Annotated in this window: 11 protein-coding genes and 1 other RNA gene; 6 read left to right on the top strand and 6 right to left on the bottom strand. The window is 64.0% G+C overall.

The window, feature by feature from the left end; translation table 11 throughout:
* Positions 1-61: 61 nt before the first annotated feature.
* From BA022_RS07210 to gyrA, 5 genes are all read right to left on the bottom strand, one after another.
* The gene (locus tag BA022_RS07210; RefSeq protein ID WP_088887025.1) at positions 62-2,083 is read right to left on the bottom strand and encodes a bifunctional 3-phosphoshikimate 1-carboxyvinyltransferase/cytidylate kinase; all 2,022 of its coding nucleotides are present in this window, start codon (positions 2,081-2,083) and stop codon (positions 62-64) included.
* Complete coding sequence (locus BA022_RS07205) at positions 2,083-2,967, bottom strand: prephenate dehydrogenase (protein WP_015913006.1); 885 nt, start codon at positions 2,965-2,967, stop codon at positions 2,083-2,085. Before BA022_RS07205 ends, BA022_RS07210 begins: the two co-directional genes overlap by 1 nt.
* A 9-nt stretch (positions 2,968-2,976) precedes the next feature.
* Positions 2,977-4,092 (bottom strand): prephenate dehydratase, encoded by a 1,116-nt coding sequence (gene pheA, locus BA022_RS07200; protein WP_088887024.1) that lies wholly within the window; start codon positions 4,090-4,092, stop codon positions 2,977-2,979.
* A 116-nt stretch (positions 4,093-4,208) separates the two neighbouring features.
* On the bottom strand, positions 4,209-5,318 hold the full coding sequence (gene serC / locus BA022_RS07195; protein WP_088888545.1) for a 3-phosphoserine/phosphohydroxythreonine transaminase: 1,110 nt from the start codon (positions 5,316-5,318) through the stop codon (positions 4,209-4,211).
* 69 nt (positions 5,319-5,387) lie between these two features.
* Positions 5,388-8,021, bottom strand: coding sequence for a DNA gyrase subunit A (gene gyrA / locus BA022_RS07190; RefSeq protein ID WP_088887023.1), 2,634 nt, complete (start codon positions 8,019-8,021; stop codon positions 5,388-5,390).
* A 226-nt stretch (positions 8,022-8,247) separates the two neighbouring features.
* Between gyrA and ompA the strand changes: the two genes are divergently transcribed.
* From ompA to ssrA, 4 genes are all read left to right on the top strand, one after another.
* Entirely contained in the window at positions 8,248-8,904 is a 657-nt protein-coding gene (gene ompA / locus BA022_RS07185; protein ID WP_011805663.1) for an outer membrane protein OmpA, read from the top strand.
* Between the two features lie 79 nt (positions 8,905-8,983).
* Entirely contained in the window at positions 8,984-9,697 is a 714-nt protein-coding gene (ubiG, locus tag BA022_RS07180) for a bifunctional 2-polyprenyl-6-hydroxyphenol methylase/3-demethylubiquinol 3-O-methyltransferase UbiG (RefSeq protein WP_011805662.1), read from the top strand.
* On the top strand, positions 9,694-10,371 hold the full coding sequence (locus BA022_RS07175; protein ID WP_088887022.1) for an HAD family hydrolase: 678 nt from the start codon (positions 9,694-9,696) through the stop codon (positions 10,369-10,371). The genes ubiG and BA022_RS07175 overlap by 4 nt, the downstream gene beginning before the upstream one ends.
* Positions 10,372-10,384: 13 nt before the next feature.
* Positions 10,385-10,763, top strand: a transfer-messenger RNA (tmRNA) gene (gene ssrA / locus BA022_RS07170).
* 484 nt (positions 10,764-11,247) lie between these two features.
* Here ssrA and fabF read toward each other — a convergent pair.
* The gene (fabF, locus tag BA022_RS07165; RefSeq protein WP_088887021.1) at positions 11,248-12,531 is read right to left on the bottom strand and encodes a beta-ketoacyl-ACP synthase II; all 1,284 of its coding nucleotides are present in this window, start codon (positions 12,529-12,531) and stop codon (positions 11,248-11,250) included.
* Positions 12,532-12,637: 106 nt separating this feature from the next.
* Between fabF and BA022_RS07160 the strand changes: the two genes are divergently transcribed.
* Positions 12,638-13,219, top strand: coding sequence for a TetR/AcrR family transcriptional regulator (locus BA022_RS07160; RefSeq protein WP_088887020.1), 582 nt, complete (start codon positions 12,638-12,640; stop codon positions 13,217-13,219).
* Positions 13,220-13,391: 172 nt separating this feature from the next.
* On the top strand, positions 13,392-14,012 hold the full coding sequence (locus BA022_RS07155) for an FMN-binding negative transcriptional regulator (RefSeq protein WP_088888544.1): 621 nt from the start codon (positions 13,392-13,394) through the stop codon (positions 14,010-14,012).
* Positions 14,013-14,267 lie beyond the last annotated feature (255 nt).

The following is a 14,267-nucleotide window of genomic DNA, read 5'->3' as shown; positions in this document are numbered from 1 at the left end:
CGGCCAGTGCGCAGTCAGGGCGCGGCGGGAGCCGTGTGGGCCATGTACCGGCCGTCAGCACTTACGCGCCGAACGGCTGGCGAGCCTGCCACCAGTCAATCACCTGCATCACGGCCTCGTCGATCGTGTGCTCGGAGTTGTCCAGTACCAGGGCGTCCTGCGCGGGCTTCAGGGGCGAGGCACTGCGGTTTGCGTCCCGCGCGTCCCGCGCTTCCAAGTCTGCGCGAAGGTCGGCGATATTAGCCGAAATTCCCTTGGAAATCAACTGCTTATAGCGGCGCTCGGCCCGGCAGGCGGCGCTGGCCGTGAGGAAGACCTTGAGCGGTGCCTGCGGGAAGATCACCGTGCCCATGTCGCGCCCGTCGGCCACCAGGCCCGGCAGGCGGCGAAAGCCATGCTGCAGCGCGACCAGGGCGCCGCGCACCGCCGGCAGCGCCGACACGCGCGAGGCGTTCATGCCGGCCTGCTCGGTGCGGATGGCGTCGGTAACGTCTTCCTCGCCCAGCCAGATGCGGTTGCCCGCGAAGCGCACGGGCAGTTGCCGCGCCAGTTCGGCGATGCGCGGCTCGTTGTCGGGGCTGATCTCCAGGCCCGCACGGGTCGCCGCGAGGGCGGTGACGCGGTACAGCGCCCCCGAATCCAGGAAGTGGTAGCCCAGCGCACGCGCCACGGCAGCGGCCACCGTGCCCTTGCCCGAGGCCGTGGGGCCGTCGATGCAGATCACGGGGATGCGGTCCGCGTCGGTCTGCGCCACCTGGAACAGGGCCTCGAAGTAATCCGGGAAGGTCTTGGCGACGCACTTGGGGTCTTCGATGCGCACGGGCAGTCCGGCCGGGTTGAAGGCCGCCAGCGAAAAGCACATGGCCACGCGGTGGTCGTCGTAGGTGTGGATGCTGGCGGCGCGCCAGTCGCCGGACTGGGCGGGTGGCGTCACGCGCAGGTAGTCCGCGCCTTCCTCCACCGTGGCGCCCAGCTTGCGCAGCTCGCAGGTCATGGCGGCAATGCGGTCGGTTTCCTTGACGCGCCAGCTTGCGATGTTGCGCAATACGGTCGTGCCCCGCGCATACAGCGCCATGACGGCGAGGGTCATCGCTGCATCGGGGATGTGGTTGCAGTCCAGGTCGATCGCCTTGAGCGGCCAGGTGTCGCAGGCCACCTCCAGCCAATTGGGGCCGCCGGTGACGCGTGCGCCCATGGCCTGCGCCGCCTCGACGAAGCGGATGTCGCCCTGGATCGAGTCCAGTCCGACGCCCAGGATCTTGATGCCTTTTTGGCCGTTAGCGCCCGCAGCGATTGCGCCAGCAGCTATGAAATAGCTAGCAGATGATGCATCCGCCTCCACATGGATCAGCCCCGGCGATTGGTAGCGGCTGCCCGCGGGAATGGTGAAGCGCTGCCACTGCTCATGCCGCACGGCGATGCCAAAGCGCGCCAGCAACTCCAGCGTGATGTGGATGTAGGGCTTGGAGATCAGCTCACCCACGACTTCGATCACCACGTCCTGCTGCCGGGCCACCAGCGGCAGCGCCATCAGCAGCGCGGTGAGGAACTGGCTGGACACGTCGCCGCGCACGCGGATCGGCGCCTGCAACTGCAGCGGCGGCAGGCCGCCCGCGTGGGCGATGCGCAGCGGCGGAAAGCCTTGGTTGCCCAGGTAGTCGATGCGGCAGCCGAGCTGGCGCAGGGCGTCCACCAGGTCGCCAATGGGACGCTCGTGCATGCGCGGCACGCCCGACAGTTCGTACTCGCCGCCCAGCAGCGCGAGTGCCGCGGTGAGCGGGCGCATGGCCGTGCCGGCGTTGCCCATGAAGAGCTGCGTGGGCGAGGGCGGCGTGGAAGACCCCAAACCCGTGATGCGCACGGTGCCGCCACCGGCTTCGTCGACCGTGCAGCCGAGCTGGCGCAGCGCATCCAGCATCACGCGCGTGTCGTCGGAGGCCAGCAGGTCGCGCACCTCGGTCGTGCCCTGGCTCAACGCGGCCAGCAGCAGCACGCGGTTGGAGATGCTCTTGGAGCCCGGCAGCTGCACGCTGCCCTGCACGCTGGCCAGGGGCGGCAGGTCGATGAACGCGGTGGAGAACATCAGTGGTCCTTGTGCTTGCGGGGCGCGCCCATGCGCCAGTGCGCGCGGGTGTGACTGGCGAGCGTGATGAGGTCTTCCAGCGCCTGGTCGTTGTCGGCCTGCATGGCCTCCTCTAGCGTCTGCAGTGCCTGCTTGAACACGCGCGACTGGGCCAGCACCTCGTCGCGGTTGGCGCGCAGGATGTCACGCCACATCTTGGGGTCGCTGGCGGCGATGCGGGTGAAGTCGCGAAAGCCGGGTCCGGCCAGTGCGAGCAGTTCGTCCGCGTTGGGCTGCGCGGTGATGCCCGAGATCATGGCGAACGCGAGCATGTGCGGCAGATGGCTCACGGCCGCGAAGCTGGCGTCGTGCGCCTCGGGCGACATGCTGCTCACGTGGCAGCCCAGGGCGCGCCACACGTCCTCCGCGCGGTGCAGCTGGGCGGTGAGGGTGCGTTCGGTGGGGGTCAGGATCACCTGGCGGCCGGTATACAGGTCGACGTCGGCATGTTCCACGCCCGACACCTCGCGCCCTGTGATCGGGTGCGCCGGCACGAACGAGCCGATCTGGTCACGCAGCGCGCGGCGCGCGGCCTGCACCACGTCGGCCTTGGTGGAGCCCACGTCCATGAGCAGCATCTGCGGCGTGACCAGATGCTTGATGGCCTTCAAGGTGGATTCGGTCGCGGCCACGGGAACGGCCAGCAGCACGATGTCGGCACCCGCGGCGGCCAGCAGCGCGGAGGGCGCCTCAACGTCGATCACGCCGAGCTGGCGCGCCCGATCGGTGGTGGAGGGCGACTTGCTGTAGCCCACGACGCGCTTGACCAGCCCCGCCTTCTTCAATGCCAGGGCGAAGGAGCCGCCCATGAGGCCGCAGCCGATCAGTCCCAGTTGTTCAAACATGCTGCCCCCTCACGCCGGAACGGGGTAGGTGCCCAGCACCTTGTAGAAGGCGCACAGCTGCTGCAGCTCGGCCAGCGCGGCAGCCACGTTGGGCTGGGCGGGGTGGCCTTCGATGTCGATGTAGAAGTAGTACTCCCACTGTCCGGTGCGCGCGGGGCGGGATTCAAAGCGCGTCATGGACACGCCGTGCTTCTTCAGGGGTACCAGCAGGTCGTGCACCGCGCCGGGACGGTTGGGCACCGAGATGATGAGGCTGGTGCAGTCCCGCCCCGTGGGCGCGGGCGTGGCCAGCGTGTGCGGCAGGCAGATCACGGCAAAGCGCGTGCGGTTGTAGGCGTCGTCCTGGATGGCGTGGGCCACCACATGCAGGCCGAACTGCTGCGCGGCGCGCTCGCTGGAGATGCCGGCCCACGCCGGGTTGGTGGCGGCCAGGCGTGCGCCTTCGGCATTGCTGGACACGGGCCGGCGCTCTGCGTGGGGCAGGTGCTTGGACAGCCAGCCCTGGCACTGTGCCAGCGCCTGGGGATGGGCCAACACGGCCTCGATGTTCTCGGCGCTGTTGGTGGAGCGCAGCAGGTTGTGGCGCACCAGCAGGCTGACCTCTCCAACCACATGGCAGGGGGTGTGCAGGAACATGTCCAGCGAGCGCGTGACCACGCCCTCGTTGGAATTCTCCACGCCCACCACGCCGTACTGCGCGCTGCCCGCGGCCGTGGCGTGAAACACCTCGTCGAAGCTGTTGCAGTACATCAGGTCGGCCGCGCCGCCGAAGTACTCGATGGCTGCCTGCTCGCAGAACGTGCCCTCGGGGCCCAGCACGGCCACGCGCTGGGGCGATTCCAGCGCCAGGCAGGCCGACATGATCTCGCGCCAGATGGCGGACACGTGTGCGCTCTTGAGCGGTCCGGGGTTGGCGTTGGTGATCTTCTCGATCACCTGGGCGACGCGGTCGGGGCGGAAGTAGGGCGTGCCCTCGCGCTTCTTCAGCTCGCCCACCTGCTCGGCCACGCGGGCGCGCTGGTTGAGAAGCTGCAGCAGCTGGTGGTCCAGCGAATCGATCTGCACGCGCAGATCGGCCAGCGCGGGGCTGGCCTGGGGTGTGGGGCTTGAAGCGTTGTCTGCCATGGATTTGATAGCTGTCCGCGCTTGTCTGTTCTGTGTTTGAGTGGAGAAACTATCTCAAACCCAAATACATCAAGCGCGAACAGCTCACATTTTTATGAAAGGGCCGTGCCGTGGCTTCAGGCAGCGGTGCGTTCGAAGTCCTGCAGATAGTCCACCAGCGCCTCCACGCCCGCCAGAGGCATGGCGTTGTAGATGCTGGCGCGCATGCCGCCCACGGACTTGTGGCCCTTGAGCTGCAGCAGGCCGCGCTCCTTGGCGCCGGCCAGGAAGGCGTCGTTGCGCGACTCATCGCGCAGGAAGAAGGGGATGTTCATGCGCGAGCGGCAGTTGGCCGCCACCTTGTTCACGTAGAACTGCGACTGGTCGATGAAGTCGTACAGCAGCCGCGCCTTGGCGATGTTGCGCTGCTCCATCGCGGCCACGCCGCTGGCCGCGCCCTCGCGCTGGCGCTTGAGCCACTGGAAGGTGAGGCCGGCCATGTAGATGCCCCAGGTGGGGGGCGTGTTGAACATGGAGTGGTTCTCGGCCACGATCTTGTAATCGAAGGCGCTGGGGCAGGCGGGCAGGGCGTGGCCCAGCAGATCCTCGCGCACCACCACCAGCGTCAGGCCTGCCGGGCCCAGATTCTTCTGCGCGCCGCCGAAGGCCAGGCCCACGCGGCTCCAGTCGACGGGGCGCGACGCCACGTGAGAGGAGAAATCGATCACCAGTGGCGCATCGCTGCCCAGGGCGCGCAGGTCGGGCAGCTCCTGGAATTCCACGCCGTGGATGGTCTCGTTGCTGCAGATGTGCACGTAGCTGGCGCCGCGGCTCAGCTGCCAGCCGGCCGGGTCGGGCAGGGTGGTGAAGTGGCTCTCTTCGCCGGAGGCCGCGGTGCGCACCTCGGCGGCGTATTTGGCTGCCTCCTTGCGCGACTTCTGGCTCCAGCTGCCGGTGACCACGAAGTCCACGGTGGCTGCGCGCGAGAGGTTCAGCGGCACGATGGCGTTCTCCGCCAAGCCACCGCCCTGCATGAACAGGATCTTGAACTCCGGCGGCACCGCCAGCAGCTCGCGCAGGTCGGCTTCGGCCTGCTCGTAGATCGCGATGAACTCCTTGCCGCGGTGACTCATCTCCATCACGCCCATGCCGCTGCCGTGCCAGTCCAGCATCTCGGCGGCGGCCTGCTGCAGCACTTCCTCAGGGATGGCGGCCGGACCGGCCGAGAAGTTGTAAGGGCGATTCATGGTCATGGGTCAAATGTGCTGCCAGCGCTTGTCAGTCAAGCGCTGGCAGCTATCGTTTCGGAAGCGGTTTCAGGCGTCAGCGGGCGGTGGGGCGTCGGCTGCATCGAGATCGGCGGCGTTCGCGTCGTTCTCCACGATGCGCTGCAGTCCGCTGAGCTTGGCGCCTTCGTCCAGCGAGATCAGCGTCACGCCCTGCGTGGCGCGGCCCAGTTCGCGGATCTCGGACACGCGGGTGCGCACCAGCACGCCGGTATCGGTGATCAGCATGATCTCGTCGTCGGCATGCACCAGCGTGGCGGCCACGACCTTGCCGTTGCGCTCGCTTTGCTGGATGGCGATCATGCCCTTGGTGCCGCGCCCATGGCGGGTGTACTCGACGATGCTCGTGCGCTTGCCGTAGCCGTTCTCGGTGGCGGTGAGCACGCTCTGGTTCTCATCCTCAGCCACCAGCATGGCGATCACGCTCTGGCCGTCCTCCAGCATCATGCCGCGCACGCCGCGCGCCTGGCGGCCCAGCGGCCGCACGTCGTTCTCGTCGAAGCGCACGGCCTTGCCGCCGTCGGAGAACAGCATCACGTCGTGCTGACCGTCGGTCAGCGCCGCGCCGATGAGGTAGTCGCCATCATCCAGATTCACCGCGATGATGCCGCCCTTGCGGGGGTTGCTGAACTCATCCAGTGCGGTCTTCTTCACCGTGCCCATGCTGGTCGCCATGAACACATAGTGGTCGGCGGGGAAGGTGCGCATGCCACCCGTCAGGGGCAGCACGACGTTGATTTTTTCGCCCTCGGCCAGCGGGAACATGTTGACGATGGGGCGCCCGCGCGAGTTGCGCGAGCCGGAGGGCACTTCCCACACCTTGAGCCAATACAGCCGGCCGCGGTTGGAAAAGCACAAGATGTAGTCGTGCGTATTGGCAATGAAGAGCTGGTCGATCCAGTCGTCTTCCTTGGTCGCCGCCGCCTGCTTGCCGCGCCCGCCGCGCTTTTGCGCGCGGTACTCGGACAGTGGCTGGCTCTTGATATAGCCGGTGTGCGACAGCGTGACCACCATGTCGGTGGGCGTGATCAGGTCCTCGGTGGACAGGTCCTGGGCGCTGTGCTCGATGGTGCTGCGGCGCGCACCCACCTTGGACTGGCCGAACTCCTGGCGCAGCGTGGAAAGCTCTTCGCCGATGATCGTGGACACGCGCGCGGGCTTGGCCAGAATGTCCAGCAGGTCCTCGATGACCGACATGACGTCCTTGTACTCGGCCACGATCTTGTCCTGCTCCAGGCCCGTCAGGCGCTGCAGGCGCATCTGCAGGATTTCCTGGGCCTGCGTGTCCGACAGGCGGTACAGGCCGCCATCCTGCATGCCGAACTCGCGTTCCAGCCCTTCGGGGCGGTAGTCGTCCGCGTTGACCACGCCGCCATCGGCGCGCGTGCGCGTGAGCATCTCGCGCACCAGCTGGCTGTCCCAGGAACGCGCCATCAGTTCGGCCTTGGCCACGGGCGGCGTGGGCGACTCACGGATGATGCGGATGAACTCGTCGATGTTGGCCAGCGCCACGGCCAGGCCTTCCAGCACGTGGCCGCGCTCGCGGGCCTTGCGCAGCTCGAACACCGTACGGCGCGTGACCACTTCACGGCGGTGCTGCAGGAAGACCTCGATCAGGTCCTTGAGGTTGCACAGCTTGGGCTGGCCGTCCACCAGCGCCACCATGTTCATGCCAAAGGTGTCTTGCAACTGGGTCTGCTTGTACAGGTTGTTGAGCACCACCTCGGGTACTTCGCCGCGCTTGAGTTCGATCACCAGGCGCATGCCGGACTTGTCCGACTCGTCCTGGATGTGGCTGATGCCTTCGAGCTTCTTCTCGTGCACCAGCTCGGCCATGCGTTCCTGTAGCGTCTTCTTGTTGACCTGGTAGGGCAGCTCGTCAACGATGATGGCCTGGCGCTGGCCCTTGTCGATGTCCTCGAAGTGGCACTTGGCGCGCATCACCACCTTGCCGCGGCCCGTGCGGTAGCCTTCCTTGACCCCGTTGATGCCGTAGATGATGCCGGCCGTGGGGAAGTCGGGCGCGGGGATGATCTCCATGAGTTCATCCACCGTCGCGTCAGGCTGGCGCAGCAGGTGCAAACAGGCATCCACCACCTCATTGAGGTTGTGCGGCGGGATGTTGGTTGCCATGCCCACCGCGATGCCGGCCGATCCGTTGACCAGCAGGTTGGGCAGCTTACTCGGCAGCACCAGCGGTTCCTTCTCGCTGCCGTCGTAGTTCGGACCGAAATCGACCGTTTCCTTGTCGATGTCCGCCAGCATCTCGTGCGCTATTTTTGACAGGCGGATTTCGGTATAGCGCATTGCCGCGGCGCTGTCGCCGTCCACCGAGCCGAAGTTGCCCTGGCCGTCCACCAGCATGTGGCGCAGAGAGAAGTCTTGCGCCATGCGCACGATCGTGTCGTATACCGCGATGTCGCCGTGGGGGTGGTACTTACCGATCACGTCACCGACGATACGGGCGGACTTCTTATAAGGCCGGTTCCAATCGTTGTTGAGCTCGTGCATGGCAAACAGCACGCGCCGGTGCACAGGCTTCAGGCCATCCCGCGCGTCGGGCAGGGCGCGCCCGACGATCACGCTCATCGCGTAATCCAGGTAACTGCGCCGCATCTCCTCTTCGAGACTGATGGGCAGGGTTTCTTTGGCAAACTGGGTCATGTCGACGGAGGGGTGGCGGCAGGAAGCGGCCATTTTAGGTGCAACGCCCTGTAGTAGCTGAGCAACACATCCCCGGGATTGCGCTTTTGTCCTACGGTTTGCACCTCGTCAAAGCAGCCCCGGCCTTGTTACGTATGGCACAATCAATTCAACGTTTTTGGTGATGGTCACTGACGACGTCCCTGATTCGCAGCGCGGCTGCGGCTTTTTCCCCAAGAGGAGAACCATGAAGAAACTGAACAAAGTGGCGATGTTGTTGGCCTCTGCTGTGCTTGCTACCTCGGCTGTTGCTCAAGTGAAGGCGGCAGACGGCGGTAAGGTCATCGATAACTGGCAAAACGGCTCGGGTGAGCTGGTCTGGAAGAACGGCACGAATGAACTGTGCTGGCGCGACGCCAACTGGACCCCCGCAACCGCTGCCGAAGGTTGCGACGGCGCTCTGGTGAAGGCTGCTGCTCCTGCTCCCGCAGCTGCACCCGCTCCTGCAGCCGCAGCTCCTGCCGCTCCTGCCCCCGCACCTGCTATCGCTAGCAAGGTGACCTATGCAGCCGACGCTTTCTTCGACTTCGACAAGTCCGTCCTCAAGCCCGAAGGCAAGGCCAAGTTGGACGACCTGGTTTCCAAGGTCAAGGGCATCAACCTGGAAGTGATCATTGCCGTGGGTCACACCGACTCCATCGGTACCGACGCATACAACCAGAAGCTGTCCGTGCGTCGCGCTGAAGCCGTGAAGGCTTACTTGGTGTCCAAGGGCATCGAAAAGAACCGCGTCTACACCGAAGGCAAGGGCGAAAAGCAGCCCGTGGCGGACAACAAGACCAAGGAAGGTCGCGCCAAGAACCGCCGTGTGGAAATCGAAGTGGTTGGTACCCGCGCCAACTGATCGATCCATCGGTCACAAAAAAGCCCCGGCAACGGGGCTTTTTTTATGCCTTGCTCGTTGCAGATGGGACAATGAAAACATGACTGTTTCTGTAAACGCCGATCCCGCTGAATTGGCCAAGTTTTCGGAACTGGCCCATCGCTGGTGGGACCCCGACAGCGAATTCCGTCCGCTGCACCAAATCAATCCGTTGCGGCTGGATTGGATCAATCAACTCTCGCCTCTGGAAGGGCGCAAGGTTCTCGACGTGGGGTGCGGCGGGGGAATTCTGTCGGACTCCATGGCCCGCAAGGGGGCAGAAGTCACGGGGATCGACCTGGCGTCCAAGGCATTGCGCGTGGCGCGGCTCCATGCCCTGGAGGCGGAAACGCCGCGCGTACAGTACCGGGAGATCAGCGTCGAGGAGTTGGCAAACGAGTGTCCTGGGTCGTTCGACACGGTCACCTGCATGGAGATGCTGGAGCATGTGCCCGATCCCCAGTCGGTCGTGGCCGCATGCGCGCGCCTCGTCAAGCCAGGCGGATGGGTGTTCTTCTCTACGATCAACCGGAATGCGAAGGCCTTTGCGTTGGCGATCGTGGGGGCGGAATACCTGCTCAAGATGCTGCCCCAGGGAACGCATGAGTACGCCAAATTCATCCGCCCTAGTGAGCTGGCATCCGCATGCCGCCAGGCGGGCCTTGATGTGTTGCATACGCGCGGCATGCAGTACAACCCCGTAACCGGCCGCTATTGGCTGAGCGGGGATACCGATGTGAATTACCTGTTCGCTACCAGGCGGCCAACTGCATGAGCGAGGTGTCTTTCACGGCTGTGCGAGGGGTGTTGTTCGACCTGGATGGCACCTTGATCGACAGTGCGCCTGACCTGGGCTTTGCTGCGGACCAGTTGCGGTCCGTCCGCGGGCTCCCTTCGCTGCCGCTGGAGGCCTATCGCCCCCTGGCCGGCGCGGGCGCGAGGGGTATGTTGTCGGTGGCATTCGGTATCACGCCGGACCATCCGGACTTTCCCGGCTTGAGGGAAGAGTTTTTCACCAACTACGAGCAATGCATCCACGACCAAACGGCATTGTTTCCTGGCATCCAGGAATTGGTGGCTACTCTTGAGCATCGTCCGTTGAAATGGGGTGTGGTGACCAATAAAGTGGAGCGTTTTACCTCGCTCATCGCCCAGCGCGTGGCGCTTTTCGCCAATGCGAGGGCCATCGTCAGCGGAGACACCACTGCGTATTCCAAGCCTCACCCAGAGCCTTTGTGGGAGGCTGCACGGCGCCTGGGGCTGGAGCCGCACGAGTGCATTTACGTCGGTGACGACGAAAGAGATATTCAGGCAGGGCAAGCTGCAGGCATGAAAACCGTGGTGGCCATGTACGGCTATCTTGGCTCGGGCGCCTCCCCGAAGAGTTGGGGCGCGGATGCAGAGATTTATTCCCCCCTTGACCTCTTGAAATTGATGGGCCTGGACTAAAATAGTCATCCAAGGGGCTGTCCCGGTTTCGACGTGGGTTCGGAATCGGAGCGGTGCATGTCGAGCTTGAGTGACGCTCGTAAATCTCCATTCACTAAACTAACTGCAAACGACGAACGTTTCGCACTCGCCGCTTAAATACCGGTGAGCCTTGCAACAGCACGCTGATGGGCTGGGCAAGGGGGCCGCAAGGCCTCCCGGCTGCAAGGGAATTTACATCAGCTGGTGGCATGCCGGGCACCTTGGCGTGGCACGAGATTCAAGGGTGCTGGCATCTTGCGTAGCGTGTGCCTGCGCGACGTGAGATGCAAGAATGAAAACAGAGCACTAAACATGTAGATCTGCCCGAAGAAGGCTTGCGGACGCGGGTTCAATTCCCGCCAGCTCCACCACTCAAGACACCGCCACACTCTGGAGAACCTGTGGCGTAAGGCATAAAGTGGCCATCTGGCCACGTTATGGTTTATTTGACGTTTGGCCAAATTTTGCTTTATGCAAAATTTGTGCTAGGAACCTTGGAAGAAGTTCCGCACGAGGTGGCTACGTGGCTACCTTGTGGATTTGTGGATTGTTTTCGCGTAAATGGATACGCCCGCGAGCGCATGCTCGCGGGCTTTTTTTGCGCAATGTGCGGGAAGTCTTTGGGACGTGCCCTTGAGACCTCAGGCTGTGCATCAGATCGCTTGTCGCGCTGCAAGCGCAAAAAGGCCGCGAAGAGCGGCCCGGTAACGCTTCAAGCCACGGGGTTCAGCGCGCCATCCCAGGCTTTGGTGATTCAGTGCAATCGTTGCTTGCGGGGACGGAGAGGCACTTACCCAACGTGCTGCAAAACCTCATTGACGTGGCATGTGTGATGTTGTCTATTGAGGCTTCTGGTCAAGATATGGGTAAGGCTGTAAATCTCTTCAGAACCAGAGACGCATTCACACCGCCAAAACCAAATCCGTTGAGCATGGCGTGCTCTATGGCATGGGCACGCGCACTCGCAGCGATCAGATCCAGGCCGTCGGCCAATGGATCTGGATGTTCTAGATTGAGCACAGGTGGCGCCATTTGGTCGCGCAATGCCAATACAGTAAAGATCGCAGCGGCCCCGCCAGCGGCTCCCAGCATGTGACCCACGGCGGATTTGGTGGCTGTAATGGATGGGCCAGAGCCGGCTCCAAACACTTGTCGAATGGCTGCCAACTCGCCTCGGTCGCCCACGAGAGTGGAGGTCGCGTGCGCATTCAGGTGTTGAATATCCCAAGGCTGCAGCTGTGCCTGGCGCAACGCGGCGCGCATTGATCGTGCGGCGCCAGAGCCATCCTCCGGCCCGGAGGTGACATGGTATGCATCGGCGGAGGTGCCGTAGCCCACGATCTCGGCCAGCGGCGTGGCACCACGCGCCAATGCATGATCCAGGACCTCCAGCACCAATAGGCCCGCACCCTCGGCCATGACAAAGCCGTTCCGAGCCAGGTCAAAGGGGCGCGAAGCCTTTGCGGGATCGCCGTCACTGTAGGTCGTTACTGCTTTCGCGGCGGCAAAGCTGCCCAGCGCAACCCGGTCAATGGTGGCTTCGCTGCCGCCGCAGAGCGCCATATCCGCTTCGTCATTGCGGATCAGCCGTGCTGCATCGCCAATGGCTTGAATGCTGGCCGCACAGGCCGTCACCGGAGCACCCAACGGACCCTTGAGCCGGTGCCGGATCGACACCTGTCCGGCCGCCAAATTGGCCAGGAAAGCGGGTACGGTGAAAGGCGACAAGCGCTGCGGCCCCTTGCCATCCGTCGTGCGCACCGCTTCTGCGATGGTGCTAAAGCCGCCCACGCCGGAGCCGATGATGGTCGCAGCGCGCTCTTGCTGCTCAACGCTTGGATGGGTCCACCGTGCGTGTGCCAGAGCTTGGTCTGCCGCGCCCAACGCAAAGGCGATGAAGCGGTCCATGCGACGTAGCTCCTTCGCCGAGACGACAGCTTCTGCGTTCCACCCGGCTTGCGGATCCTCTTCCTGGCTTGGCACCCGTCCAGCGATGGAGACACCCGTGCCTTCACCCACGGCTGCATCCAGGGTGCGGATCCCAGACTGGCCAGCCAGCAGTCGTTGCCAGGCCACCTCCACATTGCACCCCAAAGGAGATACCAAGCCCAAGCCAGTGATGACGACCCGACGATCCATGCTGCACCTTCCACTGTGAAATCCAGCTCCTGCGAAGCGTTGAGCGTGATTTATTGATGATCTTTATCATCATAAGTGAGTTTTGATGATGGGTATCATCTAATGCATGAAAGTGAGCAAAGCACAGGCCGCCGAGAATCGCGAAGGAATCGTGGATGCCGCTGCGCGCCTTTATCGGGAAAAGGGCCTGGATGGCGTGGGCGTGGCCGAGATCACACGCGATGCAGGCTTGACGCACGGCGGGCTGTACCGACACTTTGAGTCCAAGGATGCGCTCGCGCGCGAGGCGTGCCTGCGTGCATTTGAGTGGACGATCACGCCGCTAGACGGATGGGAGCCTCGGGAGGCGGAAGGTGCGCCTGAAACCAGACTCCGTGCGCTGGTGCATGGCTACCTTTCTGTGAACCACCGCGATCACCCTGGAGAGGGTTGCCCTGCTGCGGCATTGGCAGCGGATGCTGCAAGAGCGGGGCCTGAGATGTCAAAGGTTTTTGCGCAGGGGGTGGAGCGCAACATCCAGCGCTTTATGAGCGTGCTCCCGGGTAATGACGGGGCCAAGCGTGCCCGGACTATCGCGACTCTCAGCAGCATGGTTGGGGCATTGGTTCTCGCCCGCGCCACGGCGGCAGGCGACCCGGCGCTGTCTGAAGAAATATTGGCAACCTTGCGGGAGCAGCTAGCCCCATAGTCGCTGGATTTGGACAGGCGCTCGCACATTTGAAGCGCCCATCACGTTAGTGTTGACGATGAGGCTGCTAGCCTTATGGGGCCTGTCCATCCTTTGCGCAGCGGGTTTGGATAGGCGCCAAACGGACGCCTGGCTTGAAAGGCTTCCGGCAACTTTTTCCACCACGCGCTTTATGTACCTACCTGCACAATTCGCCGAGTCCCGGCTCGGGGAGCTTCACCGCATCGTCCGCGAGAACGCGCTGGGCATGCTGGTGACACACACTTCCGCCGGTTTGGAGGCCAACCACCTTCCATTTTTTCTGGATGGCGACATGCTGCTGGCGCATGTGGCGCGTGCCAATCCCATCTGGCGGGAGGTACGCGACGGCAATCAAGTGCTTGTCGTCTTCCGCGGCGTCGAAGGTTATATCTCTCCCAACTGGTATCCCGGTAAACAGGAGACGCATCGGCGCGTGCCTACCTGGAACTACGAGGTTGTCCATGCCCACGGAACGATTCATGTCCGCGACGATGTGAAATTCGTTCGCAGGGTGGTCGCCTTGCTAACGCGCCAGCATGAGGCGGGGCAGGCACAGCCGTGGAAGATGGGCGATGCGCCCACAGACTACCTGGATGAGCAACTGCGGCATATCGTGGGCATTGAGATCCGTCTCGGGCGACTGGAAGGAAAGCGCAAGCTGAACCAGCACCACGGCGAGCAAGACCGCGAGGGCGCGATTCAAGGACTGGAGTCCCGCGGCAACCATGGGCTCGCCAAAGCCATGAGGGAGGCGACGTCCCCCACATCGTGACCCGCAACTCCTTGGCCGGCCGGCTTGCGGCCATGCGCGAAGCGGGGTGGCGGGCCTCAGTGCGTTGCCTGCCAGGTGATGCGCGGGCCAGCAAACGATCCAGGCCCTGACCTAGCAAGGTGGGCACTGGTGGTAAGCCCGGCCATGGTGGCTGCCATGCAATCCGTCGGCGGACCTGCTGGGGGCGGTAATGCCCGGCAGTGTGGTGGCGAATCGCCTCCTGCGCGCCTCGGTGAAAGCCGCGCGCCGCATCGC

The sequence above is a fragment of the Diaphorobacter nitroreducens genome, from assembly GCF_002214645.1.
Taxonomy (GTDB): Bacteria; Pseudomonadota; Gammaproteobacteria; order Burkholderiales; family Burkholderiaceae_C; genus Diaphorobacter; species Diaphorobacter nitroreducens.
This window is presented reverse-complemented; position numbering and strand designations above follow the sequence as displayed.